Source organism: Pseudacidobacterium ailaaui (genome assembly GCF_000688455.1).
In the GTDB taxonomy this organism is placed as follows: domain Bacteria; phylum Acidobacteriota; class Terriglobia; order Terriglobales; family Acidobacteriaceae; genus Pseudacidobacterium; species Pseudacidobacterium ailaaui.
The window spans coordinates 2,114,938-2,138,667 of the sequence record NZ_JIAL01000001.1; the positions used below are offsets into that span (position 1 = coordinate 2,114,938).

Genomic DNA, 23,730 nt, shown 5'->3' on the forward strand with positions numbered 1-23,730 from the left:
CCAGCCCGCAGCCAGCTTTCGGCTAGACGACGACGGCGGCGTTCTGTAGCGCCGCAACCACCTCGCTGATGGCTACCTCTTCGCTGGATGCCGTGGCCCGGGTCACAAGTTCTACCTTGCCTTCGGCGGTCTTTTTCCCAACATTGATGCGATAGGGGACGCCAATGAGGTCGGCGTCCTTGAACTTGACTCCGGCGCGTTCATCGCGATCATCCAGCAGCACATCAAATCCGGCTGCCTCCAGCTCGGTGGCAATCCGTTCGCCTGTTGCCAGCAGGGTTGCATCTGCCGCGTTGGTGATGGTTACAACTACGTCAAACGGAGCAATGGAGCGCGGCAGCCAGAAGCCGTTGGCGTCGTGGTTCTGCTCCACGCAGGCGGTCAGAATGCGTTCAATGCCGATGCCATAGCTGCCCATGATGGGCGTGACTTCCTTGCCGTTTTGGTCGAGTACACGCGCGCCCATGCTCTCGGAATATCTGTAACCCAGCTTGAAGATGTGTCCGATTTCGACCGCCTTGGCCACCTTCAGCGGCTGGCCGCAGCGGGGGCAGCCTTCGCCCTCGGCCACGTTGCGTACATCGGCAGCCAGGGTCCATCGGAAGTCGCGGCCTGGGGTGACATTGCGGTAGTGGTAATCGAGCTTGTTGGCTCCGCAGACCATGTTCTGGCGGCCTTCGAGCGCATGGTCCAGAATGACGGCGAGGCCCTCCTCATCCAGGGACTGCGCCGGTGTCAGACCGATCGGGCCCAGAAATCCTGCCGGCCCGTGCAGGTATTGTTCCAGTTCTTCGGCCTGCATCGGGCGCAGGTCAGAAGCCTGGACAAGAGCGAGCAGCTTGGTTTCGTTCACCTGGTGGTCGCCGCGCAGAAAGACCGCCACCGGGCGCCAAGCCGGTTCGCCCTGGGTGCTCTTCCTCTCGGCCATATAGGCGACGCACTTGATGTCCTGCGCCTCGGAAATGCCGAAGAATTTTGCTACATCGGCCACGGCTGCAATGCCCGGAGTATGGACCAGTTCCGGTTTGCCGTCGCCGACCGGGGCAAGCTCTGTGACGGGAGCAAGGCGCGAGGTGGCCTTTTCCAGATTGGCAGCGTAATGGCATTTTGCGCAGCTCGCAATCAGGTCTTCGCCAGCGTCGGTGTAGACCATGAACTCCTGCGACTGCGATCCACCCATCGCGCCGGAGTCGGCCTCAACGGCGACAAAGCCCAGGCCGCAGCGCGTAAAGATGGTGCGATAGGCCTGGTCGTGCAGGTCGTAGCTTTTGTCCAGACCGGCGGCGTCGAGGTCGAAGGAGTAGCTGTCCTTCATGATGAACTGTCGCACGCGCAGCAGGCCGGATTTCGGACGCGGTTCATCGCGGAATTTGGTCTGGATCTGATACCAGATCTGCGGAAGCTGCTTATAGCTGCGCAGCTCATTGCGGGCGATGGCGGTCATGACCTCTTCATGCGTCATGCCCAGGCAGAGCCATGCTCCCTTGCGGTCCTGGAGCCGGAACATGTTCTGCCCCATGCCCGTCCAGCGTCCGCTTTCCTGCCACAGCTCGGCCGGATGCAGCGTGGGCAACAGAAACTCCTGCCCGATCTTGTCCATCTCCTCGCGCACGATGCCGATGATCTTTTGAATGGAGCGGTGCCCAAGAAAAAGATACGAATAGATGCCTGCCCCAAGCTGGCGGATGTATCCGGCGCGGACAAGGAACCTGTGGCTGGGGACCTCGGCATCTGCCGGAGCTTCCCGGAGAGTAGGAACAAAAAGCCTGGACCAACGGTGCATGATGTGCGCTTTCTGGATGTGAGGGTAAAGTTTTATTCTAACCGGCATCGCGGCGCGTTGATAGCTTCCGGCCGCCGCAGGCGCATTCTCTCCATGCGACAATAGAGTTGGAACCGCCATGAAATCCCAAACGTCTTCTGTGGCCCCCCAGGCTGCCACTGTTACGCCGGAGCTGCTGGCCCAGCACAGCATCACTCCGGAAGAATATGACCGCATTGTGGCCGCCCTGGGACGCACTCCCAGCCTGACCGAGCTTGGTATTTACTCGGTGATGTGGAGCGAGCATTGTTCGTACAAGTCGTCGCGCGTGCACCTGAAGCGTCTGCCTACCAAAAGCGACCGCGTCGTGCAGGGCCCGGGCGAGAATGCCGGGATCATTGACGTGGGCGATGGCTGGGCGTGCGCCTTCAAGATCGAGTCGCATAACCATCCTTCCTATATTGAGCCGTATCAGGGCGCGGCCACCGGGGTGGGAGGTATCCTGCGCGACATCTTTACCATGGGCGCGCGCCCGCTGGCCGTCATGGATTCGCTGCGCTTTGGGCCCCTCCGCGACGATGGCAAAACCCCGCGCGAGACCATCCACAAAAACCATTCCATCCTGGAAGGCGTGGTCCACGGCATCGCTGGATACGGCAACTGCTTCGGCGTGCCCAATCTTGGCGGCGAGACGCGCTTTGAGGAGTGCTATTCGGGCAATCCGCTGGTCAATGCCTTCGCCCTGGGTCTGGTCCGGCGCGATGAGATTTTCTATGCCAAAGCGACCGGTATCGGGAATCCTGTGATTTACGTGGGGGCCAAGACCGGGCGCGATGGCATTCACGGGGCAACGATGGCCAGCGAGGAGTTCAAGGAAGGCTCCGAGCAGAAGCGGCCCAACGTACAGGTTGGCGACCCGTTCATGGAAAAGCTGCTGCTGGAGGCCTGCCTGGAAGCCATGAAAACAGGCGCCATCGTCGGCATTCAGGACATGGGCGCAGCCGGTCTTACCTGTTCCACCTGCGAGATGGGAGCGCGTGGCGGCGTAGGCCTGGAAGTCGAACTCGACCACGTGCCGCAGCGCGAAACGGGCATGACGGCCTACGAGATCATGCTGAGCGAATCGCAGGAGCGCATGTTGCTGGTGGCCGACAAGGGCCGCGAACAGGAAGTGCTCGATGTCTTTGCCAAATGGGGACTCGACGCCACCATCGTCGGCACCGTGATTGCTGAGCCGCGCCTGCGCATCCTGCATCATGGCGAACTGGTCGCAGACATTCCGAACCAGTCGCTGACCGATGACGCTCCGGTATACCACCGTCCAGTGGGAACATGGAAAGCGCCCGTTCCACAAGGGCCGACGAAAAGCGCGTTTGAGAAGCTCGGTTACGAAGACAAGGTTTCATCGCGGGACTATACCGCAGACCTGCGCACGCTGCTTGCCTCAGCGAACATCTGCTCCAAGCGTTGGGTGCATGAGCAGTACGACTCGATGGTACAGACCAACACGGTGCAAGGCCCCGGCGGAGAGGCCGGCGTCATGCGCATCAAGGGCACAAAGCGCGGTCTGGCTATGGCGCTCGATGGCAACGGGCGCTGGTGTTATCTCAATCCGACGCTCGGCGCAAAGCACGCCGTTGCGGAAGCCGCCCGCAAAGTCGCCTGTACCGGGGCGACTCCGATTGCAGCCACGAATTGCCTGAACTTTGGCAATCCGGAAAAGCCGGAGATCATGGCCCAGCTTTCTGCTGCGATTGACGGCATCGCGGAGGCCTGTACTGCGCTGGGGACGCCCATTACCGGAGGCAACGTCTCGCTATACAACGAGACGCGCGGCGAAGGCATTTATCCGACCCCTGTGCTGGGCATCGTTGGCCTGATCGAAGACATTACCAAGACCGTTTCTGCTTCATGGAAGCAAGCAGGCGATGCCGTGCTGTGGATTACAGGGGCGAAGCTGCCCCCCAGCGAAGAGCGCCTGCGCGAGTTTGGCTCATCTGAGTATGCCAAGACGGTTCTCGGCGAAGTCTGGGGAACGCCGCCATCGCTGGATCTGGCTGCGGAAGCCGCCCTGCATCAGTGCCTCGCTGAACTGGCCCATGCTGGTTTGCTGCATTCAGCCAGCGACATCTCTGACGGCGGCATCGCTGTCGCGCTCGCAGAAGCCGGATTCGGCAATGGCGTCGGCGTGCATGTAGAGCTTACGCAGGCTCCGGACCTTCCGCTTGCCTGGACCTTATTTCATGAGACGGCAACACAGGTGATTGTTTCCTGTGCGCAGGTTTCCGTCGAGAAAGTCAAGGCAGTCGTCGGAAAATACCCTGAATTGCTGGTTGCAAATCTTGGGGAAACCGTGAAAGATAGCTTCCGCATCCAGGTCCAGGGAATGACAGTGATTGACGAACGTATTTCCGGGTTGCAGCATGTCTGGTCTCATGCACTGGAATCTGCCTTGCACGAAGAGGTGTTGGCGTGAAACACCTCATGGTCGAAGGCATTCCGGGGGAAATCATGCGGCCCGCAGTAAGGGGCGGTGAGGTTGCGTCTTGCCGTGCCCGCGGCACTGACAAGCTGCGCGAAGAGTGCGGCGTCGTCGCCATCCATGGGCATCCTGACGCAGCGCGTCAGGCATATCTTGGCCTTTACGCGCTCCAGCATCGCGGGCAGGAATCTGCCGGAATCGCCACGGCGGACGGCACCAATCTCTTCAATATTAAGGGCATGGGGCTGGTGGCGGACATATTCACGGAAGAAGTCCTCTCCAAGCTCACCGGAGAGATGGCCATTGGCCACACGCGCTACTCTACCACCGGCGACTCGGCGCTGCTGAATGCGCAGCCCATCCGCGTGGACTCCACCAGGGGCCTCATTGCCATTGCGCACAATGGCAATCTGGTGAACCTGGGCAATGTGCGTGCAAAGCTGGAGCGCGAAGGCGCATTCTTCCAGACCACCAGTGATTCGGAAATCATTGTCCAGCTCATCGCGCATTCCAAAGCCAGCACGCTGGTCGAGGCCATCGCCGACTCGTTGCGTCAGGTCGACGGCGCCTTCTCCATCGTGATGATGACGCGCGACCGCATCTTTGCCGCCCGCGATCCGCGCGGTTTCCGCCCGCTTTCGATGGGCCGCATCGAGAACCCGGACGGGCCGGACACGATTGTCTTTGCCTCCGAGACCTGCGCCTTCGACCTGCTGCGCGCAAAGTTTGAGCGCGACGTGAAGCCAGGCGAGCTGGTCATGGTCACAAAAGACGGCGTGACTTCCGTCCAGTATGCCAGCGGAATTCCGCAGTCAAGCTGCATCTTTGAGCACGTCTACTTTGCGCGACCGGACAGCAAAATCTACAACCGCTGGGTGCAGGAGAGCCGCGAAGAGATGGGCCGCCAGCTGGCGCGCGAATCACACGTAGAGGCCGACCTGGTCGTTCCCGTTCCGGACAGCGGTGTGACTGCGGCCATCGGCTATGCGGCCGAAAGCGGCATCCCGTTTCGCTTCGGGCTGATTCGCAACCACTACGTCGGGCGTACCTTTATCGAGCCTGAGCAGCGCGTGCGCGACTTCGGCGTAAAGCTCAAGCTGAATCCGGTGCGCAATTTGCTTGAGGGCAAGCGCATCATCCTGATTGATGACTCCATCATTCGCGGCACCACCAGCCGCAAAATCGTGCGTATGGTGCGTGCGGCGGGTGCAAAGGAAGTCCATATGCGCATCAGTTGTCCGCCGACCACCTCGCCCTGTTTTTATGGCGTAGACACTCCGCGCAAAAAAGAGCTGATTGCAGCCAACAACTCCATCGAAGAGATCCGCCAGTTTATTGAGGCCGACTCGCTTGCCTATTTGTCGCTGCCTGGGTTACAAAAGGCCTGCGATGGCGGCGAGGGCAACCGCTTCTGCGTTGCCTGTTATACCGGCGAATATCCAACAAGCTGGGTGGATGTCCAGGAGGTCCTGCCGGCGGCAGCGTCCAGATAACGCTGCCCGGCCGCGCAACCTTTGTTCGCTTCCTGCCTTCCCACACACTTGGAGGTGCATGGGATGCCAGCAAAAAAGAAGTCCGGCAGCAGAAAGTACAGTCCGGCGGCCTCAAGATCGGTCGAGCGTGAGATGCGCGCCATGAAAGAGGGCAAGCTGAAGAGCGGCCGCAGCGGAAAGAAAGTCACTGACCCCAAACAGGCCATTGCCATCGGTCTTTCTGAAGCGAGGAAGAAGGGGGCCAAGGTGCCCGCCCCGGCCAAAAAGGCAAGCACAAAGAAGGGCCCCTCAAAGAAGAACTCCAGCGCCAAGAAGAAATCTGCGCAAAAATAGTCTCCTCAGCAAGAAGAGAGAAAGAAGCGGTGCACCCGCACTCTGTGTCCGGCAGGTGCACATGGAGGGTCTTTAATCGTTCTTTGTCGAGGGCGCCGTCGAGGAGGTACTCTTTTCAGACCCGGCCGCCGCAGGCTTCTCTGCAGAAGCACTGCTGTCCGTTGTATTTGTATTGGAGCGCTTGCCGCTTCCATTTTTTCCGGCGTAGTCGGTCACATACCATCCGGAGCCTTTAAACTGCACGGCCGGGGCAGAGAGCAGACGTTCCACTTGCCCCTTGCACACCGGGCATTCTTTTTCCTCGGGATCGCTGAAGCTCTTGATTTTCTCAAAAACATGCCCGCAGGCATTGCATTGATATTCATACAAAGGCACGTTTCTTACTCCTCACACAATCGTCCGTAATGTATTTTGATGCGCGAATGAAGCAGGACCTGTTTGGTTGCCCCATTCAGCAAACTCGGGTGCCTCTTTCGTCCATTTTGCGAAAGGGCAAATAGAATCTCACTTCCCGCCGGAATGGCGTGTAGCGGCTTCGTTTTTCGTTTCAGCCAGCGCCTGGTCAATCAGCTCATACAAGCGGCTGCGGTCGACGACCTCCACAAATGGAGTGCCGCTGGTCTTATTGGTCACAATCCAGATCGTTGGCGTGTGCTGGATGCCGATGCTTTGGCCGAGATCATAGTCGGCCTTGACCAGCGCGGCCAGTTTGCCCTGGGGGTCTACGGCAAAAGGAAACGCCAGATTGTGCTGCTGCGCGAATTTCTGGGCGAAGTTGCGCAGGTCGTCCTGCGTAGTAATGCTTGGCTGATTGGCAAAGACCGCATCCCGGAATTCATCACCCAGCTTCTTCGACTTCGTGTCAAACCAGCGCGCATCAACGGCGGCATCAAAGCTCCAGGTGTGGAAGGGCAGCGGAAAGTCATGCCGCACCCAGGGGATGTGGTATTTCGCCGCGGCCTCCTTCAACAGCGGGTTCGCGCGTGCGCAATCCGGACACTCCATGTCCTCAAATTCATAGATCGCCACCCTCGCCCCTGCGGGCGGACGCAGCGCCTTTGCATTGTGCACCGGCGTTGTTTCCGTCTGTGGATTGGAGAACTGCGCTCTGGCCGGAACAATGGCCAGAAGCGCCGCAAACAGAGCGGCCCATGTTCTGTGTCTGAATCGCATAAAAGAAGCCTGTACCCTCTATTTTAACGGAGACGCCATACGCTTCTCCGCCTGCGCTATTCTGTGGGCATGGATTGCATCTTCTGCCAGATTGTCGCCGGGGCCGTCCCCTCAAAGAAGGCGTATGAGGATGAGCAGATTTACGCCTTTGCCGATATTGATCCGCGCGCCCCGGTCCACCTTCTGCTTGTGCCCAAAAAGCACATCCCATCGCTGGCGCAGACGACGGAGGCCGACGCGTCGCTGCTGGGGCATCTTCAGGCCACAGCGGCCCGGCTCGCCCAGGAACATGGTCTGGACAAAGGTTATCGCACGGTCATGAATACCGGCCCGGAAGGCGGGCAGACCGTCTCCCACCTACATCTGCATCTACTTGGCGGTCGCCAGATGCACTGGCCCCCGGGCTAGCCAGAAGTCCTACCGCCGGCCCAGGTTGATATTGAGCTGCATCGCGCGTCCGCCGGCCGTATTCACTGCCGAGAGCGAGAAGAGGCTGGCTTCGCGCGACCGGTGTCGAAAGACGTAGTCGCCAATCAGATATCCGAAGGTGCTCCCAACAATCACGTCTGAAGGGAAGTGTTCGCGCGCGAGCACGCGTGAGGCCGAGACCGCCGTAGCCAATGAGTAAACGGCGATTTTCGTGGCTGGCGTGTTGTACTGCCCGGCCACAATCCGGGCAAAGGACCATGCCACCATGCAGTGGTTTGAGGGCATGGACTGTCCGTCGGGCCAGGTGCGCGTTCCATGCGGCCAGAAGCGCCCGGTGCCATCGCCCTGGTTGGGCCGCTCACGGTCGATGGCGTACTTCAGTCCCTCGTTCAGCAGGACCGCGTCCAGGGTGGCCTCGCCGGCCAAAACAGACGACTCCTGCAGGTAGTCATTGTGCGTTCCCGCACCTACAAAATATCCAATCACGGGCGCCGCTGTCGGCCCGTAAAGGCCCGCAACGTCAGAAAACTTCTTGAATTTGTCCTCGCGGTCCGGATGCACGCCCAGCTCCCGCATCATGTGCGCGTCATAGTCGATCGAAAGCCCGGTTGCCATCCCGAAGGGCGCAATCCATAGCAGGTCTGCACGGTCCATGCGGAAAGGACTGGTCACGATGCCCAGTTCGTCCTGCGCCACATGGACCACGCATGGTTTCAGATGGTGCAGAGAGCAGTCATCGCCCTGCTGCTGGGCAAGCAGAGCGCTTGCCCAGCCCAGGCCGGCAAGCAGCGCGAAAATCCTGAAATTCATAGAAAATTTGAGAGTATCACGGGGCGGGTTTGACCCCCCGGATTTCCCGCTGGTAGACTTCATGTATCTACGCAGGCAGCCCTTTCTCTGCGATTGCCTGCGATGTTTCCTGCCCAGAAGGATTTCTTAAGGACCGAGTGGATACACAGACACGTCACGCGCTCAAACAGGACAGTTTCGTACAGGCAACCGCTACCAGCCTTTCCTGGCTGGAAGAGCACCGTGCCACCGTCATCCGGACCTCCATCGTGGTGGTGGTCCTTGTGGGCCTCTTTTTTGCCGGTCTGGTGCTTTACAATCACCGCTCGGAGCGTGCGCAACTGCTATTTGGGCAGGCCATGGACATCTATACCACTCCACTGGCCCAACCCGGACAGCCCGCCGAACCCGGCGTCAAGACCTATGCTTCCGCTGCGGAAAGAGCAAAGGCGGCCTATCCTCTTTTTGAGCAAGTGGCCAACCAGTATGGATGGTTTGCCGTCGGCGCCAATGCCCGCTACCTGGCCGGAATGGCGGCCCTGGACATGGGTCAGTCCTCGACCGGCGAGGAGGAGCTGAAAAAAGCTGCTGCTTCCCATGACGCCAACGTGGCCTCTCTGGCCCGGCTCGCTCTGGCGGGCATTGATCACCAGACGGGACGCGATGCTGAGGCCATCCAGTTGTATCAGCAGTTGATCGCAAAGCCGACTACCGTGGTCCCGGCCAGCCTTGCCAAGCTCCAGCTTGCCGCCCTCTATGAGTCCACCCGGCCGGAAGAGGCAAAGAAGCTCTATGCGGAGATCAAGGACCAGGACAAGGGCACGGCCGCCGGGCAAATCGCGGCACAGAAGCTCCAGGGCGCCGTGGCCGTACCTCAGCAATGACCGGGTCTGTCTCTGCTCCGTTCCGTTTTTGAGCGCAGGCCTGTCCTGCCGCGTCTTCTTACATAGAAGAAGATGAGTACGCTTGAGGCACAGGCCGCTGTCTGGTTTTACACTCAACCTGTATTGAATACTCAGGAAGATACAGGAGCAGTCATCACCTCGCTCGTCGCAGAATATGCGACGATGCTCTATCGTGTGGCCTTTTCTGTTACGCGCAATGCGGCGGAAGCCGAAGACATTGTGCAGGACACCTTCCTGCGTGTACTCAGGCACCAGGAAAAGGTCCGGGAAATCCGTGACCCGCGTGTCTGGCTTGTGCGGATTGCCTGGAACCTGGCCCTGGACCGTAAGCGCCGCGCCAAAACACGTCCGGAAACCGAAGACCTTGACGATCACGCGCGGCAGCTGACGGCAACCGAGCGCCTCGCCGAAGATGAGGTCATTTCCTCGCAGGAGTGTGCCCGGATCCTGGACCTGATTGACCGTCTTCCGGACAAAGAGCGTCAGGCGCTGCTGCTCTCCGCTGTGGAAGAGTTGTCCACTGCGGAAATTGCATCCATCTGCTCCACAACGGAATCTTCCATCCGTTCCCGGATCTTTCGCGCTCGCAAGGAACTGGCTTTGCTTCTGGCCAGAGAAAGAGGTGGCCAATGAAATCGGACCTGGAAAAAAAACTGGATGCGGCGCTTTGCCGCGTTACCCGTGTACAGCCGCCACCGGGCCTGGAAGACCGTGTCCGCGTCCGCCTGGAGCTTGAATCCATGCGGATGAAGAAAAGACCCTCGTTCCGTCTGCGCCAATTTTTTCGGGTCCCCGGCCGGTCTTTGCTGCCTTGGCCGCTGTGGCCGGATGTGCCCTGATCGTGGCAGGAAGCGTGCAGCATTCGCGCCAGCGGGCGCTGGAAGGCGCGGTGCCTCCGGCGGGAATTCATCTGGCTGCGCCGGACACTGGCATGGGAGCCGCCTCCGGTGCCCGGATCTCTCCCCAGCCGATCGTAGCCCCCGGCAACAACCGTGCCCGTTCGGAACGCAAGGTAGGCAGCGGAAGGGCACTCGTCCGTAAGGATGCCCACAAACCCGCTGGCGTCCTGGTTCCGGAATCGCCGGGACACCGGCCCTGAGGTCTTCGGCACACTAGTTCGACAGGGCCTCGAAGATCATGTGCAGTACGGCCAGTGCGGCTGCGCCGATGAATGCTGCTCCAAAGCTGTTCACCTGGAAGCCCGGAACCACGGCGCTGGCCATCTTCAGAATCAACGCATTGATGACCAGAAAGAACAGCCCCAGCGTAAGGATCCCCAGCGGCAGTGTAATGAGCTTCAGAAAAAATCCCAGAGTGACATTCAGAAGGCCAATCACAATCACCGCAATCAGCGCGGAGGGCAGATTCAGCACCCTGAAGCCGGGCACCAGCCAGGCCACAATCAGCAGACACAAAGCATCAAGAAACCATCTCAGCAACAAATGCAGCATTCCAGTGTACTTCCCTCTGGCCGAAGTGGCCTGTATCAGCGTAGCCTGCGGAGGCCTTCCCAGAAAAGCCGTGCAGGACTGATACAGAGGATGCAAAACCGGGGCTAAACGATGTGTTTTCCGCTGCGGTGTCGTTTGTCCGTGTACATGGCCTGGTCCGCGCGGTTCAGAAGGTCCTCTAGAGAAGTACGCTCATCGGTTTCACAAATTGCGGTACCCGTGCTCAGGGAAAGATGGATGCTTCCGTTGCCAGCGGCACTGTATTGATCCAGTGCAGTGCGGATCCTCTGCTGGATCTCGTCCGGGCCTTGCTCCCCGGTCCCAAAAATAGCAAATTCATCGCCTCCAATGCGCGCGACCACATCGGATTCGCGGGCGACCTCGCGCAGCACCTGGGCCGCGGTCCATAGCAGGCGGTCTCCAGCGTCATGGCCAAAAGCATCATTGGTCTGCTTCAGATTATCGAGGTCCGCATACAGGACCCAGGAGAAACTTCTGGATCGCCGCGCGACGGAAAGCAGCTTCGTTGCCAGGACCATGAATCCACGCCGGTTGTACAGCCCGGTCAGATCATCAATCAGCAGAAGCTGCTGGATCTTTTCATTGGCTGTTCTCAGCTCCGCCGTGCGCTCCAAGACTTGTTTTTCCAGGCTGGAGTAGATCCGTACATTTTCAAGGGCCACGGCCGTCGTGTCGGCCAGCGCCTGCAAGACCCTGACCTGGCCTTCGGAGGGTCTGTAAGGTTGCGCCCAGTATGCGCCGATCGCACCCAGAGGGTCCAGAGTGCGAATCGGGACCATGGCCAGACTGCGCACAAACGTAGGGCGATAGGCCTCCTGGGGAATGCGGGGGTCCTCAAAGATGTCAGGAACGATGACGGCTTGGCGCTTCAGCATCACCCATCCACTGATGCAGGCGCTCATCGGAAATCGCGACCCCTTCCATAGAGGACCAATGGCCTCTTCGTCGACATAGTGGCACTGGTCTCCTTCGCGGAACACAAAGGTTGCCCCATCGGCCCCCGTGAGCTTGCGGGCCGCCTGCCGTACAATCTCCAGAATTCGGTCCAGGTCGCGGGCCAGGGAAAGCTGTTGAATCACATCCACCAGTTGCTCCATGGCCTGGGTATAGTTGAATTGCTCGTTGAGGCCTTGGGCCTGCATGGAGAGATACTGCTCCTCAGGAATCAATCGTGCGCCGGGGGATGCTCTATAAGGGTATCGCGCCTGAGGCAAAAGAAAAACAGCTATTTTGTGGCCTGTTGGATCCGCAAGGTGCGCACACAGGTGGCTCGGCCACCCGGTTTCCTTACTTGTCGGACTTCAGCTCCACAGAAACCAGGTTGCGGACCGACCGCGCAGGACGCCTGTCTTCGGAGACCACTAGACGGAATGGGCCAATCTTTGCGTCCAGAGGTTTTCCGTCCATCGTATCGGCCACAATCACATCGCCGGGATGAAAATCAGGCTCAGCTTCGGCCAGCGCCAGGATTGCCTTGTAGCCGTCCGATCCCGTTGCCACCACATATTGCGAAAGCACCTTGCCCCGCACCTCGTGCCCTGTCGGGGCGCCCACCTGCTTCAATAGCTCTATCAGCGGCACGCCGGAGTACGTTTCGTCCTGGTTCGTATGGGGATCGTGCACGGTGACCGTTTGATGAGGAAGAGATTGCAGCGATTCCCTGGAAAAAGACGCCTGCTGGCTGCCATTCTGCACTCTGAGCGTTTGCGCGCAGAGTGAAAGGGAAACCACGCTGATCCAGAGCAGAAGCAAAGGTGTTCGCATCAGGGCCATCCTGGGGCAGGAAATCGACAACTAGAATCATAAACGAGTCTTGTACCAGTCTCCTTGCTTTTGCCGGCACTCCCAAGGACTTTCTCTGCCGCTTTTTCGTGCAGCGCTTTTCCGGTCGCCGCTGCTTGGCTCTATACTAGAAGCATGTCCATCGTGCGCAACATCGCGGCCATCAGCAAGGGAATGAGCATCACCTTTAAGGAGATGTTCCAGCCGACCGAGGTAGAAAACTACCCCGACGGCCCCGGCCCCACGCGCGGCGCTGTCCTGCAGGACCGCTTCCGCGGAGCGCATGTGCTCCAGCGCGACGAAAACGGCCTGGAAAAGTGCGTCGCCTGTTTTCTCTGCGCGGCCGCCTGCCCCTCCAACTGTATCTACATTGAGGCCGCCGAGAACACCGCCGAAAACCGCATCTCCAGCTCCGAGCGCTACGCCAAGGTCTACAACATTGATTACAACCGCTGTATCTTTTGCGGATACTGCGTCGAGGCCTGCCCCACCGACGCCATCACCCACGGACACGGCTTTGAGTTGGCCAGCCTGAACGCCACCAACCTCGTCATGCGGAAAGAGGACATGCTGGTGCCGGCCGTCGGTATGCCCGGCGAGCTGGCTGCCCACTCGGATTCGGTGAAGTAAAGCGCCATTCCGCCCCCCAAAATGCCGCTTGCCTGAAGACGGCTCCTCTTCTCCGTTCCCGAGCCATTAACATGGATGCGGGCCTTCAGGGCCCCGTTTTGAAAGAAGACCGGGGAACCAGACGGCAAAAGGTCCGGACAAGAAACCGTCCGGTATGACAACGCACAGCGAACATGGCCACTTTTCTTGACATCCTGAAAGAGCGCGTCATCGTCTACGACGGCGCCATGGGCACCAACATCCAGGCCCATGCGCCCACCGTAGACGACTACTGGGGTAAAGAGGGCTGCAATGAGCTGCTCGTCCTCAGCCGTCCGGACATCATCCGCAGCATCCATGCCAGTTTTTTTGAGGTGGGCTGCGATGTGGTTGAGACCGACAGCTTCGGCTCCACGCGCATCGTCCTGGCCGAGTACGATCTTCAGGACAAGACCCGCGAGCTGAACATTGCCGCCGCAAAACTGGCCAAAGAAGTCGCCCTGCAGTTTACTACCCCGGAAAAGCCGCGTTTCGTTGCCGGCTCCATCGGTCCTACCACCAAGCTGCCATCGCTCGGCCACATCACTTACGACGATATGGCCGAAGCCTATCGCGAGCAGGCCGAGGCGCTCATTGAAGGTGGCGTGGACATCCTGCTGATTGAAACCAGTCAGGACCTCCTCCAGGCCAAGATCGCGCTTGCCGCCTGCCAGGACGCCCAGCGCAAGATGGGCAGGGAGCTGCCCATCCAGATGCAGGTGACGCTCGAAGCCACGGGCACCATGCTTCTCGGCTCGGAGATTGGTGCGGCGCTGGCGGTCCTTGAATGCTTTGACCCGGCCATCATCGGCCTGAACTGCGCCACCGGTCCGGCCGAGATGAACGATGCTGTGCGCTTCCTCTGCCAGAATGCTACCCGGCCCATCAGCGTGCTGCCCAATGCAGGTCTGCCGCAGAACGAGGGCGGACGTGCCGTCTACAAGCTCACTCCCGAAGAGCTGGCCGCTTACCACAAGCGCTTTGTCACCGAATACGGCGTACAGGTTGTCGGCGGGTGCTGCGGCACCACTCCGGCGCACCTGAGGGCAGTCGTCGAAGCAGTGGAGCATGCCGCGCCGGCCCCCAGAAGTGTAAGGCCCCAGGCCGTCGCCGCCAGCGCCTTCTCCGCCGTTCCGCTGGAAGTGGACGGCCAGCCCGTCATTGTGGCGGAGGAGATGAACACCACCACACGCATGGCACACTTCCGTGACATGGTGCGGGCCGGCGACTACGACGGCATCCTGGCCTTGGCCAAGCGCCTGGCTGCTGAGGGGTCCCAGATGCTCGACCTCTGCTGCGCCATCGTGGGCGAAGATGAAAAAGGCTACATGAACGCGGTGCTTGAGAAGATCGCCACCCGCGTCCCCGCTCCGATTGTGGTGGACTCGACCGAGGCCGACGTCATTGAGGAGGCCCTGAAGCGCATCCCCGGCAAGCCCGTCATTAACTCCATCAATCTTGAGGACGGGGAAAAGCGCACCAGCAAGGTGCTGCCTATGGCGCGCCGCTATGGAGCGGCCGTGGTGGCGCTCACCATTGATGAGGAGGGCATGGCGCTCACCGCCGACAAGAAGGTCGCCATCGCCAAACGCATCTATGACCTGGCCACAAAGAAATACGGCCTGCGCGGCATTGACCTGATCTTTGATCCACTCACCCTGCCCATCTCCACCGGGCAGGAAGAGTACCGCACCGCCGGAATGGAGACGCTTGAGGCCGTGCGCCGCATCAAGCAGGAGCTGCCCGAGGCCAAGACCATCCTTGGCGTCAGCAACATCAGCTTCGGCCTCAGTGCCTACGCCCGACGTGTGCTCAACAGCGTCTTTCTCAAGGAGGCCGTAGACCGCGGACTCGACGCTGCCATCGTCAACTACTCGAAGATTTACCCTCTCTACAAGATCCCCGAGCGCGAGGTTGAACTTGCCCGCAGGTTGATCTTCCGCGATGAATCCGAGGGTGACCCGCTTCAGGTCTACATGGCCCACTTCAGCGGACTCGACAAGAGCGCTGCCGCCAGCGAAGAGGTCGCCATCGAGTCCCTCAGCACGGAAGAAAAGCTCAAGCAGCTGATCATTCGCGGCGAGCGCTCTATCGGCCAGGGCAGCGCCAAGCAGACGCTCGAAGAGGTGCTTGAAAAAGCGCTGGAAACCTATACGCCATTGGACCTCATCAACACCGTCCTGCTGGATGGCATGAAGACCGTCGGCGACCTCTTCGGTGCACGCAAGATGCAGCTTCCTTCAGTGCTCGATTCGGCCGCCACCATGAAGGCCGCTGTCGCCTATCTTGAGCCGAAGATGGAAAAGATGGAAGGTGCGCAGAAAGGGACCATCGTCCTTGCCACCGTCAAGGGCGACGTCCACGACATCGGCAAGAACCTTGTGGACATCATTCTCTCCAATAACGGCTTTAAGGTCGTCAACCTGGGCATCAAGCAGCCGGCCGACGCCATCATCAAGGCCGCGCAGGAGCATCATGCCGACGCCATCGGACTCAGCGGCCTGCTCGTCAAGTCCACTCTGGAGATGAAGTACGTCATCCAGGACCTGGAACGCCTTGCCATGGAAACGCCCGTCATCTGCGGAGGTGCCGCCCTCACCCGTAAGTATGTTGAGGACGACCTGCGCCGCGAATACTCCTCCGCCGTTTTCTATGCAGAGGACGCCTTCGCCGGACTGCACGTCATGACCGACCTCACCACCGAAGACGAAGAGGCCCGCAAAAAGCGCCTGGAAGACGGCAAGACCGTCAAGGTCTTCACGAAAGTTACCGTGACGGAGGAGGCGGCCGCACCGGCGGAGGTCAGCACAGCGCGCTCCACCTGGGTCAGCGATGCTCCCGACGTGCCCACGCCGCCCTTCTATGGTGTGCGCGTCAAAAAAGACTTCTGCCTCGATGAAGTCTTCGCCTACATCAATGAAACTGCGCTCTTCAAAAACCAGTGGCAGCTCAAGACGGCCTCCGCCACGGATTACATCCGTCTGGTTGAGGAAAAGTACCGCCCCATCCTGGAAGACTTAAAGAAGGAGATCAAGTCCAAAGACTGGTTCCATCCAAAACTCGTCTACGGTTTCTTCCCCGCCCAGGCCGATGGCAACGATCTCGTCGTCTATGCCCCGGTGGACCCCACCACCAGTACGCCCAAAGAGCGCCTGCGCATCACCTTTCCGCGCCAGCGTGATGGCCGCAAGCTGTCCATTGCCGACTTCTTCCTGCCCAAGGATTCGGGCCGTTTCGATGTCGTCGGCTTCTCCGTAGTCACCATCGGCGACCGCGCCAGCCAGGTCACCAAAGAGCTGTTTGAAGCCGGCGACTTCACCCGTTACCTTTATGTCCACGGCCTGAGCGTGGAAACCGCCGAGGCCTTGGCCGAACTGGCCCACAAGCTCATCCGCCAGGAGCTTGGCATTGCCGGCGAGGACTCCCCGAAGATCAAAGACCTCTTCCACCAGAAATATCGCGGATCGCGCTACTCTTTCGGGTACCCGGCCTGCCCCAACCTCGAAGACCAGACCAAAATCTTCGACCTTCTTGAGCCGGAAAAGAACATCGGCGTCCGCCTCACCGAAGGCTTCCACCTCGAACCGGAGCAGAGCACCAACGCCATCATCGTCCATCATCCGCAGGCCAAATACTTCGTCGTCTAGCATGGTCAGGGAGCTTTGGGTGCTCCACTCCAAGCTTCCGCTGCCGATCTGCTTGGCGAAAGCAAGCTCCTTTGCATGAAGGTGCCGTGCCCGGTCCTTTGCGTCTCCATGCCTTCAGTGGGGGAGTGCTGATGAGGTCGGATCATCCAGGGTGAAGTGCCAAAACGTTCATCCAGCCCAGCTATTGGATACCCACAGAGCAACGATTCTGCTATCCTCACGCCAGTATGGCCCCCCTCAGGATCCTGCACGTTTGTAGCCGCGACCTCATCCGCGAGTTGCGCGATGAAATCCTTCAACTGCATGGCTATCAGGTCGTCTCCACCCTTTCCGTGCAGGAGGCAGAATCCCTCTACCGGCAGTCCCCGTTCGACCTTGTCCTCGTGGATGTAGAAGGGGATGGGCGCATTCCGATTGCCGAAAAACTCTGCGAAGATGTCCGCAGGATCCATCCCGACCAGAAAGTGGCTTTCGTCTGCAATTATCGCGTGGCAGACAGCAGCGACTGTCCCGACGAGATCATCCGCAGCGAATTCAACCCTCAGGCCCTGGTCGAAGGGGTCAAAACAGTACTCGGTTAAAAAATTCTGATTTCAACAGAAAAAGTGCCGAGAATTACCCCTGATTTTGAAACAATAGAAATAGAGAGAGTTTTCTCGAAAGAGGGGACCTTCCATCTCGTTTGCATTGCCAATCCGTTAGGCGAGCTTCGCTAACCTCTTTCTTAAGAGGAATTTAGAAAAAATCATCGAACGATTCGCCGGCGAGAGGCCATCAGGCCCCGCCGTTTTTGTTTTTCGGTCGGCATTGGGTTTCAGGCGACCCCTCGCACCCAGGAGGTGGAGATTCGATCATCGCTAACTCTTTTCTTAAGAGGAATTTAGAAAAAATCATCGAACGATTCGCTGGCGGGAGCCCATCAGGCCCCGCCGTTTTTGTTTTTGGAGGAAAAGCATGACCATGCAGGAAGCATTTCTTCAGAAGGCCTGTCAGGCTGCAAGGGCCGCCGGGCACATCTTCCCCGAGTATGCCGCTTGTGAAGCCGCTCTTGAGTCCGGGTGGGGACTCTCTCTTCTTGCCACGGAGGCAAATAACCTCTTCGGCCAGAAACAGGCGCATCCGCCGCTTCCCGGCACAGAAACCATTGCTCTGCCCACGCGGGAATACCTTCATGGCACATGGAGCACTGTCCAGGCTTACTGGGTGAAATTTCCTGACTGGCAGGCCTGTTTCGCAGAGCGGATGCGTCGATTACGGACCCTCGCTTCGGGCTGGCCCCATTATGCGGCGGCGCTGTCTGCCCGGACCGGGGAGGAATTTATTCAGGAGGTTTCAAAGAGCTGGTCCACGGACCCGCACCGGGCAGGCAAGGTCCTGTCGGTTTATGACCACCACGGGGCAGTGTTTCAAAAGGCTTAGTCCTTGCGGGCCTGGATGCGGTCGCGAACCAGGGACAGATAAGCCACAGCTCCCAGAAACGTTACCCCCGAGCAGGTCTTCAGCGCGAGATGGAATGAATGGGTCTTGTCCAGAAGCCATCCTGTCAACCATGGCGCAGCCGAGGCAAACAGAAAACTTGCGAAATTCTGTGCCGCCCCCACCCTGGCTACCAGATGTGCAGGCGTGGCGGTCTGCACCAGTCCCCAGGCTGACGTCCCGGCAAAATGGATAAAGAAGAGCGCCATCCCGATGACGGCCGCTGCCCCCCAAGCAGTGGCCGCGTGCGGGACCAGCAGGGTGCATGTGGCCGAGCAGAGCATCCCTGCAACAATCAGGCCTTTGCGGCTGTGCAAGGGATCGCGCCCTCGCCCCACCAGCGTGTCGGCCACTGCTCCATTCACCAGCATCCCGGCCGAGCCCATTAGGAAAGGCAGTGCCGCCAGCCATCCCGCGGCTTTCAGGCTTACTTGATGGGCCGCCTCAAGATAGCCCGGTACCCATGTCAGATAGAGCCATGCCGTGTAATTGATTCCGCTGAATCCCAGCATCATTCCCCAGAGGGTGCGCTGTCGCAGCAGCCCCCAGACGTCCCGAGCCAGAGAAGCCCTCTCCTGAAAGCGAGTGCCATCATCCTGGGGAGATTTCGCAGGATAGACGGGCCACCAAACCAGCGCCACCACGACCCCCAGGGCTCCGATTCCCAAGAACATGCTGCGCCACCCGGAAGTCAACAGAAGCAGCGTCAAGACTGGAGGGGCCACTGCCTGTCCCAGCGTGGTCGAAGCGTTCAGGACGCCCATCGGCAGCCCACGCTCTGGCTCCGCATACCAGTCGCGAATGACTTTGACGCCTCCGGGCAGAAACGGTGCTTCGCCCGCTCCCAACCCGATGCGGGTGCCCGCCAGTGTCGCAAAGCCGGAGACGGTTCCGGTCGCCATCTGCGCTGCCGACCACAACAGCATACTCAGGCCCAGGACCGGCCGCGGGCCGGAGCGGTCCAGCAACCAGCCCGCCGGAAGCTGTGCCAGACCATAGGCAATAGAAAACGCAGAAAACAGCGCCCCGATCTGCGTTGCAGAAAGATGGAGCTCTCCCCGTAGCGTCGTATTGGCGACAGAAAGCGCACTGCGGTCCAGAAAATTGACGATTCCGCCCAGAACAAGCAGAGCCAGGATGGCCGCGCGCAGGGGGTGAGATCGCTGCATTCTAGATGAAGATAGCAGGTAGGCCCCGTTCTCTTTTGCGCGCGGAGAAGGAGGAAGGGCCAGAAATCAATCGCACGGAGGTCTCCCAAACTAAGGCGGCCGAAACCATGTCTCCTCGACGGCCATTGCTGGCCGACGGTCCAGCCTCTGCCGTCGATCAGGATTGCGTGTGGTCTAAAATAGATGGAGCGGGCAGCCGGGCGGTCGCTGCCGTCATGCACATGCGTGACGGGAGAGGAAAGTCCGAACTCCGCAGGGCAGTGTGCCGGATAACGTCCGGGATTCAGGCGTCAAGGCCTGAAGACGGCCAGTGCCACAGAAAACATACCGCCTGCGCCGCAAGGCACAGGTAAGGGTGAAAAGGTGCGGTAAGAGCGCACCGCTTCGACGGTAACGCCGAAGGCAGGGTAAACCCCACACGGAGCAAGACCAAATAGGGAGGGATGCGCGGCAAGACCCGTTCCGCCGCGCGGCGTTTCGGCCCGGAGCGCCAGCGAGGGTCATCCAGACTGGCGGCCATGTGCCGCTAAGTGGAGCGGAAACCTCCGGGTAGGTCGCTTGAGCGCCGCAGCAATGCGTCGCCTAGAGGAATGACCGTCCTTGACAGAATTCGGCTTACAGGCTGCTTGCAAATACGGCCCTGCTTCTCCTGACCGAGAGCAGGGCCTTCCCGTGCTGAGGCGTATGCTGTGCTGGAGCCGTCTTTTTGGCTCCGCCCAGTTGCGCCAACCCGGTCGAATCAGTTGAAATACCTCTGACATGAACCAAAAAAAGCTGGTCTTTCTTTTTCCCGGACAAGGATCGCAGACCGTCGGCATGGGTCGCGATCTTTACGAGAAGTTTGCCATCGCGAAACAGACCTTTGAGGAGGCCGACGACGCCCTGAGGTTTTCGCTCTCCAAGCTCTGCTTTGAGGGGCCTGAAGAGCAGCTTCGCCTGACCGAGTTCACACAGCCGGCCATCTTCACCGTCTCAATTGCCGCACAGCGCGTCCTGGCTGAGAAGGGTATTCTGCCAAGTTTTGCCGCAGGCCATTCACTCGGCGAGTACTCGGCCAATGTTGCAGCGGGCGTGCTCTCGTTTGCTGACGCAGTAAAGACTCTGCGCAACCGCGGACGCTACATGCAGGAAGCCGTGCCGGCCGGGCAGGGCGCCATGGCAGCAGTTCTTGGTCTTGGCGCAGAAGCGGTCGTTGAGGTCTGCGCCAGGGCCGCCAGGGAGACCGCAGCCATCGTCTCGGCAGCCAACCTGAACTCGCCGGAGCAGACGGTCATCTCCGGCGCCGTTGCTGCCGTGGAGCGGGCCGCGGCTCTTGCCAAGGAGGCCGGGGCCAAGCGTGCTGTGATGCTTCCAGTGAGCGCGCCCTTCCACTGTGCGCTCATGCAGCCCGCGCAGGACCGCCTCGCCGAGGACCTGCGCCGTCTGAACTTTTCTGCGCCCAAAGTGCCCATTGTCACCAACGTAGATGCAGCGCTCGTCACGGAAGCTGGCCCGCTGTGCGATGCGCTGGTCCGCCAGGTGACCGGCTCTGTGCGCTGGGTCGAGTCGGTCCGCCTGCTGACAGAACAGAAGCCGACGCATTTCCTTGAAGTAGGCCCGGGGAAGGTCCTCTGCGGGCTGCTACGCCAGATAGACCGCAGCCAGACGGCCCTGAATGTGGAAGATACGGCAAGCCTGGAAAAGGCCCTCGCTGCTCTGGAAGCCTGAGCACCCCCTCAGAGGATGGCAACAGGAAAAGGCCCATCCCATGCGGCTTGCGGACAGGGCCTTTGGAGCAAGACGTTTTTACTTGACGGTCAGGGCAAGTTGCAGGTTGTGTGTGGTGACCTGCCCGCCATTATTTGAGTAAGCAGTCACCGTAAGCGTGTAAGATCCGGCCGGAGTACCGGCATTTGCTGCTGGGGGATGGTTCAGGTATCCCCAGCGCGCATTACATGCTGAAAGCCCCGAGGCGCAGACCAGCAGAAGCAGAGGAAGCGCCAGCATCCGCAGCCCGGAGCGGCGCAGCCGCAGAAGCAGCCACGCTCCCGGCAGGGCCAGTGCATATGCGATCTGAGAAGCCCTTTCGCCCAGCGGAAGACCCTGGTTTCGGGCCCCCGAATAAGCGGAGGTCTGGATCTGGAGTGTACTCAGGGCGGAGGCGCCGTTCAAAGGCGTCACGATCTGTGGCGTAAATGTTGCTGAAGAACCATTCGGCAGTCCGGAGATCGAGAGCGTCACGGACTGGGTGAAGGACGCGCTGCTCGGCGTGATTGTGAGGACCACCGTGCCATAATCGCCAGGATTCAGAGAGAGGGAAGTGGGGCTTGCGGTTATGGAGAAATCCGGCAATGTGCCCGTGTCTTCCGCGTGCAGGTTTGCTCCTGCAGAGGCGGAGGCGGCATGGCTGCTGTCGCCCGAATAGACGGCGGTGATCTGCTTTACGCTGGCAGGAGGCGCGTCTACGGTCAGATCTGCCGTACCATCTTCTTTCAGAAACACAGAACCCAGAGATGTGGTCCCGCTCACAAAGCTAACGGTGCCGCCGGAAACCGCGCTCCCGGTCGGGTCCTGGACCTTGACCGAAAGCGTCGTTTTTCCTCCATCTTTTGCTACGGAAAGACTGGTGCGTGTTGCAATGGTCTGACCGTGGCCGTGCGGAAGCACCAGTACAAGCGCCAGCAAAGCAAACATGGCGGCCGGAAACTTCCTGAAAATGTTACGTGACTGCAAACTCATTCGTCCGGTTCTCTACCCTTTTGAGCGGAAATCTTGTAATACCCAATTGTATCTGTGCGGCGCAAAAACGGCGATGCCCGCAGCCCGGCATTTGTTAGACGCTGAGGGCAGAATTTGGCGATGACCGGTATCTGGGAAGCGCCGGAATACTATAGACTGCGGTCAGACAATGGATGCATCTCTGGAACAGCTCTTTCATCTTCAGCACGTAGACCTGGAAATCTCGCAGTTGCAAAAGGCCATCGCTGCCTTGCCGCGGCATCTGGCCGCTCTGGAAGAACGGTTGCGTGTGCAGAAGTCGGCCGTGGAGGAAGCAGGCAGGGCCATCCAGGCCGAAGAGGCAAAGCGACGGCGCATGGAAAGCGACATTCAGGACCAGCAGCAGAAAATCGCAAAATTCCGCGAGCAGTCCGGCAGCGTCAAGACCAACGAGCAGTTTCACGCTCTCCAGCATGAGATTTCCTTTGCAGAGAATGAAATTCGCCGTCTGGAAGACGCCGAACTGGAGAGTATGGAGCAGTCGGAGCGTCTGGAAGCGGTGCTGCGGGAGGCGAAGCAGGAACTGGAGCGGCAGACGGCATTGATTGAGCAGGAAAAAGAATCGGCCCGTGCGGAAATTACCCAGAAACAGCAACGGCTGGAAGCCTTGCAACAGGAACGCGAGGCCCTGCGCAGCCAGTTTGAGCCAGACCTGTTGGCCGACTACGACCGCATCACCGCCTCGCGCACAACGGCAGTGGCCAAGGTGAAGGACCAGCGCTGCCTGGGATGCCAGATGTTCCTTCGGCCCCAGATGTGGAACCAGGTGCGGCAGGGCGCACGCATGCATTGCGAGAGTTGTGGACGCCTGCTCTATTACGAGTCGGTCGCTGACCCAGCCGGCCAGTATGCGGACGATCAGCCCCGATGGAACGGGCCGACAGCATGAAGCGCATCGCCATTGATATGGATGAGGTGCTTGCCGATACGCTTTCAGAGCATGTGGCGCGCTACAACCGCGATTTCCAGGAGGCCATTTCGAAGGCCGATCTTGAGGGCCGCTGGCTATGGGAGATTGTTCCTGTGGAGAGGCATGCCCAGCTTGAGGCGTATCTGCGCTCTGAGGATTTCTTTGAAGACCTGCCCGTCATGCCTGACAGCCAGCGTGTTGTGAAGGCTTTGACGCAGAAGTACGAGGTCTTTATCGCGAGCGCAGCCATGGAGTTTCCGAACTCCTTTGGCCCGAAGTACCGCTGGCTGCGCCGCTATTTCCCCTTCTTGCCCCCGACACACTTTGTTTTCTGCGGTGACAAGGGCATTCTGGATGCGGATTTTCTCATCGATGACCAGCCCCGCCAGTTGCTGCGCTTTCGCGGCAAAGGTATTTTGTTTTCTGCCCCGCATAATCTGCGGGTCACGGGCTTTCAGCGTGTCCATGGCTGGCTGGAGGTCGAAAAGCTGCTTTTGTAAATC

At 59.7% G+C, this 23,730-nt stretch carries 24 protein-coding genes and 1 other RNA gene; 16 read left to right on the plus strand and 9 right to left on the minus strand.

Annotation, left to right across the window (positions count from 1 at the left end; genetic code table 11):
- Positions 1-22: 22 nt before the first annotated feature.
- Entirely contained in the window at positions 23-1,783 is a 1,761-nt protein-coding gene (locus N655_RS0109370) for a proline--tRNA ligase (protein ID WP_026442779.1), read from the minus strand.
- Between the two features lie 118 nt (positions 1,784-1,901).
- On the opposite strand from N655_RS0109370, the gene purL reads away from it, so the two are divergent.
- The 3 genes from purL to N655_RS0109385 all read left to right on the plus strand — a co-directional run bounded on the left by purL (position 1,902) and on the right by N655_RS0109385 (position 6,070).
- Positions 1,902-4,238 (plus strand): phosphoribosylformylglycinamidine synthase subunit PurL, encoded by a 2,337-nt coding sequence (gene purL / locus N655_RS0109375; protein WP_044934341.1) that lies wholly within the window; start codon positions 1,902-1,904, stop codon positions 4,236-4,238.
- A gap of 35 nt (positions 4,239-4,273) precedes the next feature.
- A complete protein-coding gene (gene purF / locus N655_RS0109380; protein WP_044935646.1) occupies positions 4,274-5,737 on the plus strand; it encodes an amidophosphoribosyltransferase in 1,464 nt (487 codons plus the stop codon).
- A gap of 63 nt (positions 5,738-5,800) precedes the next feature.
- Positions 5,801-6,070 carry a DUF6496 domain-containing protein gene (locus tag N655_RS0109385; RefSeq protein ID WP_026442782.1) on the plus strand — a complete coding sequence of 90 codons (270 nt, stop codon included), beginning with the start codon at positions 5,801-5,803 and terminating at the stop codon, positions 6,068-6,070.
- A gap of 72 nt (positions 6,071-6,142) precedes the next feature.
- On the opposite strand, the gene N655_RS18210 is transcribed toward N655_RS0109385, so the two are convergent.
- Positions 6,143-6,445, minus strand: coding sequence for an FmdB family zinc ribbon protein (locus N655_RS18210; RefSeq protein WP_044934343.1), 303 nt, complete (start codon positions 6,443-6,445; stop codon positions 6,143-6,145).
- A gap of 129 nt (positions 6,446-6,574) precedes the next feature.
- Entirely contained in the window at positions 6,575-7,243 is a 669-nt protein-coding gene (locus tag N655_RS0109395; RefSeq protein ID WP_026442783.1) for a DsbA family protein, read from the minus strand.
- Between the two features lie 69 nt (positions 7,244-7,312).
- Here N655_RS0109395 and N655_RS0109400 point away from each other — a divergent pair, with 69 nt between their 5' ends.
- Entirely contained in the window at positions 7,313-7,651 is a 339-nt protein-coding gene (locus N655_RS0109400) for a histidine triad nucleotide-binding protein (RefSeq protein ID WP_026442784.1), read from the plus strand.
- 9 nt (positions 7,652-7,660) lie between these two features.
- Here N655_RS0109400 and N655_RS0109405 read toward each other — a convergent pair whose 3' ends face one another.
- Positions 7,661-8,482: a phosphatase PAP2 family protein gene (locus tag N655_RS0109405; RefSeq protein ID WP_162173533.1), complete on the minus strand. Its 822-nt coding sequence runs from the start codon at positions 8,480-8,482 to the stop codon at positions 7,661-7,663.
- A gap of 137 nt (positions 8,483-8,619) precedes the next feature.
- On the opposite strand from N655_RS0109405, the gene N655_RS18215 reads away from it, so the two are divergent.
- From N655_RS18215 to N655_RS0109425, 4 genes are all read left to right on the plus strand, one after another.
- Entirely contained in the window at positions 8,620-9,345 is a 726-nt protein-coding gene (locus N655_RS18215; protein WP_044934345.1) for a hypothetical protein, read from the plus strand.
- Positions 9,346-9,417: 72 nt separating this feature from the next.
- The gene (locus N655_RS0109415) at positions 9,418-9,999 is read left to right on the plus strand and encodes an RNA polymerase sigma factor (RefSeq protein ID WP_044934348.1); all 582 of its coding nucleotides are present in this window, start codon (positions 9,418-9,420) and stop codon (positions 9,997-9,999) included.
- Positions 9,996-10,205 (plus strand): hypothetical protein, encoded by a 210-nt coding sequence (locus tag N655_RS0109420; RefSeq protein WP_026442787.1) that lies wholly within the window; start codon positions 9,996-9,998, stop codon positions 10,203-10,205. The genes N655_RS0109415 and N655_RS0109420 overlap by 4 nt, the downstream gene beginning before the upstream one ends.
- A 14-nt stretch (positions 10,206-10,219) precedes the next feature.
- Positions 10,220-10,465 (plus strand): hypothetical protein, encoded by a 246-nt coding sequence (locus N655_RS0109425; protein WP_026442788.1) that lies wholly within the window; start codon positions 10,220-10,222, stop codon positions 10,463-10,465.
- Positions 10,466-10,478: 13 nt separating this feature from the next.
- On the opposite strand, the gene N655_RS0109430 is transcribed toward N655_RS0109425, so the two are convergent.
- The 3 genes from N655_RS0109430 to N655_RS0109440 all read right to left on the minus strand — a co-directional run bounded on the left by N655_RS0109430 (position 10,479) and on the right by N655_RS0109440 (position 12,602).
- Positions 10,479-10,817 (minus strand): phage holin family protein, encoded by a 339-nt coding sequence (locus tag N655_RS0109430; RefSeq protein WP_026442789.1) that lies wholly within the window; start codon positions 10,815-10,817, stop codon positions 10,479-10,481.
- A gap of 104 nt (positions 10,818-10,921) precedes the next feature.
- Positions 10,922-11,980, minus strand: a complete 1,059-nt coding sequence (locus N655_RS0109435; RefSeq protein ID WP_026442790.1) for a sensor domain-containing diguanylate cyclase — start codon at positions 11,978-11,980, stop codon at positions 10,922-10,924.
- A 145-nt stretch (positions 11,981-12,125) separates the two neighbouring features.
- Positions 12,126-12,602 carry a molybdopterin-dependent oxidoreductase gene (locus tag N655_RS0109440; protein WP_026442791.1) on the minus strand — a complete coding sequence of 159 codons (477 nt, stop codon included), beginning with the start codon at positions 12,600-12,602 and terminating at the stop codon, positions 12,126-12,128.
- A 153-nt stretch (positions 12,603-12,755) separates the two neighbouring features.
- Here N655_RS0109440 and nuoI point away from each other — a divergent pair, with 153 nt between their 5' ends.
- From nuoI to N655_RS0109460, 4 genes are all read left to right on the plus strand, one after another.
- Positions 12,756-13,250: an NADH-quinone oxidoreductase subunit NuoI gene (gene nuoI, locus N655_RS0109445; protein ID WP_026442792.1), complete on the plus strand. Its 495-nt coding sequence runs from the start codon at positions 12,756-12,758 to the stop codon at positions 13,248-13,250.
- 173 nt (positions 13,251-13,423) lie between these two features.
- A complete protein-coding gene (metH, locus tag N655_RS0109450; RefSeq protein WP_026442793.1) occupies positions 13,424-16,915 on the plus strand; it encodes a methionine synthase in 3,492 nt (1,163 codons plus the stop codon).
- A gap of 227 nt (positions 16,916-17,142) precedes the next feature.
- Complete coding sequence (locus N655_RS0109455) at positions 17,143-17,496, plus strand: response regulator (protein WP_026442794.1); 354 nt, start codon at positions 17,143-17,145, stop codon at positions 17,494-17,496.
- A gap of 373 nt (positions 17,497-17,869) precedes the next feature.
- Entirely contained in the window at positions 17,870-18,334 is a 465-nt protein-coding gene (locus tag N655_RS0109460) for a glucosaminidase domain-containing protein (protein ID WP_044934350.1), read from the plus strand.
- Here N655_RS0109460 and N655_RS0109465 read toward each other — a convergent pair.
- A complete protein-coding gene (locus tag N655_RS0109465; RefSeq protein WP_044934352.1) occupies positions 18,331-19,560 on the minus strand; it encodes an MFS transporter in 1,230 nt (409 codons plus the stop codon). The two genes, N655_RS0109460 and N655_RS0109465, sit on opposite strands and share 4 nt — an antisense overlap.
- Positions 19,561-19,748: 188 nt before the next feature.
- On the opposite strand from N655_RS0109465, the gene rnpB reads away from it, so the two are divergent.
- An RNA gene (rnpB, locus tag N655_RS20040) (RNase P RNA component class A) lies at positions 19,749-20,194 on the plus strand.
- A gap of 125 nt (positions 20,195-20,319) precedes the next feature.
- Entirely contained in the window at positions 20,320-21,267 is a 948-nt protein-coding gene (gene fabD / locus N655_RS0109475) for an ACP S-malonyltransferase (RefSeq protein ID WP_026442798.1), read from the plus strand.
- A gap of 78 nt (positions 21,268-21,345) precedes the next feature.
- On the opposite strand, the gene N655_RS0109480 is transcribed toward fabD, so the two are convergent.
- Complete coding sequence (locus N655_RS0109480; RefSeq protein WP_081823657.1) at positions 21,346-22,278, minus strand: lipo-invert putative C-terminal anchoring domain-containing protein; 933 nt, start codon at positions 22,276-22,278, stop codon at positions 21,346-21,348.
- A gap of 169 nt (positions 22,279-22,447) precedes the next feature.
- Between N655_RS0109480 and N655_RS18220 the strand changes: the two genes are divergently transcribed.
- A complete protein-coding gene (locus N655_RS18220; protein WP_044934355.1) occupies positions 22,448-23,206 on the plus strand; it encodes a zinc ribbon domain-containing protein in 759 nt (252 codons plus the stop codon).
- Positions 23,203-23,727, plus strand: coding sequence for a 5' nucleotidase, NT5C type (locus N655_RS0109490; protein ID WP_026442800.1), 525 nt, complete (start codon positions 23,203-23,205; stop codon positions 23,725-23,727). The genes N655_RS18220 and N655_RS0109490 overlap by 4 nt, the downstream gene beginning before the upstream one ends.
- Positions 23,728-23,730 lie beyond the last annotated feature (3 nt).

Bases quoted from the DNA above. Each gene is read 5' to 3' on its own strand.
- N655_RS0109405 (WP_162173533.1), bottom strand. From the start codon at position 8,482: ATGAATTTCAGGATTTTCGCGCTGCTTGCCGGCCTGGGCTGGGCAAGC.
- metH (WP_026442793.1), top strand. From the start codon at position 13,424: ATGGCCACTTTTCTTGACATCCTGAAAGAGCGCGTCATCGTCTACGAC.
- N655_RS0109460 (WP_044934350.1), top strand. From the start codon at position 17,870: ATGACCATGCAGGAAGCATTTCTTCAGAAGGCCTGTCAGGCTGCAAGG.
- N655_RS0109465 (WP_044934352.1), bottom strand. From the start codon at position 19,560: ATGCAGCGATCTCACCCCCTGCGCGCGGCCATCCTGGCTCTGCTTGTT.
- N655_RS0109415 (WP_044934348.1), top strand. From the start codon at position 9,418: ATGAGTACGCTTGAGGCACAGGCCGCTGTCTGGTTTTACACTCAACCT.
- N655_RS0109430 (WP_026442789.1), bottom strand. From the start codon at position 10,817: ATGCTGCATTTGTTGCTGAGATGGTTTCTTGATGCTTTGTGTCTGCTG.
- purL (WP_044934341.1), top strand. From the start codon at position 1,902: ATGAAATCCCAAACGTCTTCTGTGGCCCCCCAGGCTGCCACTGTTACG.
- purF (WP_044935646.1), top strand. From the start codon at position 4,274: ATGCGGCCCGCAGTAAGGGGCGGTGAGGTTGCGTCTTGCCGTGCCCGC.
- N655_RS0109370 (WP_026442779.1), bottom strand. From the start codon at position 1,783: ATGCACCGTTGGTCCAGGCTTTTTGTTCCTACTCTCCGGGAAGCTCCG.
- N655_RS0109435 (WP_026442790.1), bottom strand. From the start codon at position 11,980: ATGCAGGCCCAAGGCCTCAACGAGCAATTCAACTATACCCAGGCCATG.
- N655_RS0109455 (WP_026442794.1), top strand. From the start codon at position 17,143: ATGGCCCCCCTCAGGATCCTGCACGTTTGTAGCCGCGACCTCATCCGC.
- N655_RS18220 (WP_044934355.1), top strand. From the start codon at position 22,448: ATGGATGCATCTCTGGAACAGCTCTTTCATCTTCAGCACGTAGACCTG.
- nuoI (WP_026442792.1), top strand. From the start codon at position 12,756: ATGTCCATCGTGCGCAACATCGCGGCCATCAGCAAGGGAATGAGCATC.
- N655_RS0109385 (WP_026442782.1), top strand. From the start codon at position 5,801: ATGCCAGCAAAAAAGAAGTCCGGCAGCAGAAAGTACAGTCCGGCGGCC.
- N655_RS0109480 (WP_081823657.1), bottom strand. From the start codon at position 22,278: ATGAGTTTGCAGTCACGTAACATTTTCAGGAAGTTTCCGGCCGCCATG.
- N655_RS0109420 (WP_026442787.1), top strand. From the start codon at position 9,996: ATGAAATCGGACCTGGAAAAAAAACTGGATGCGGCGCTTTGCCGCGTT.
- N655_RS0109440 (WP_026442791.1), bottom strand. From the start codon at position 12,602: ATGCGAACACCTTTGCTTCTGCTCTGGATCAGCGTGGTTTCCCTTTCA.
- N655_RS0109400 (WP_026442784.1), top strand. From the start codon at position 7,313: ATGGATTGCATCTTCTGCCAGATTGTCGCCGGGGCCGTCCCCTCAAAG.
- N655_RS0109395 (WP_026442783.1), bottom strand. From the start codon at position 7,243: ATGCGATTCAGACACAGAACATGGGCCGCTCTGTTTGCGGCGCTTCTG.
- fabD (WP_026442798.1), top strand. From the start codon at position 20,320: ATGAACCAAAAAAAGCTGGTCTTTCTTTTTCCCGGACAAGGATCGCAG.
- N655_RS0109490 (WP_026442800.1), top strand. From the start codon at position 23,203: ATGAAGCGCATCGCCATTGATATGGATGAGGTGCTTGCCGATACGCTT.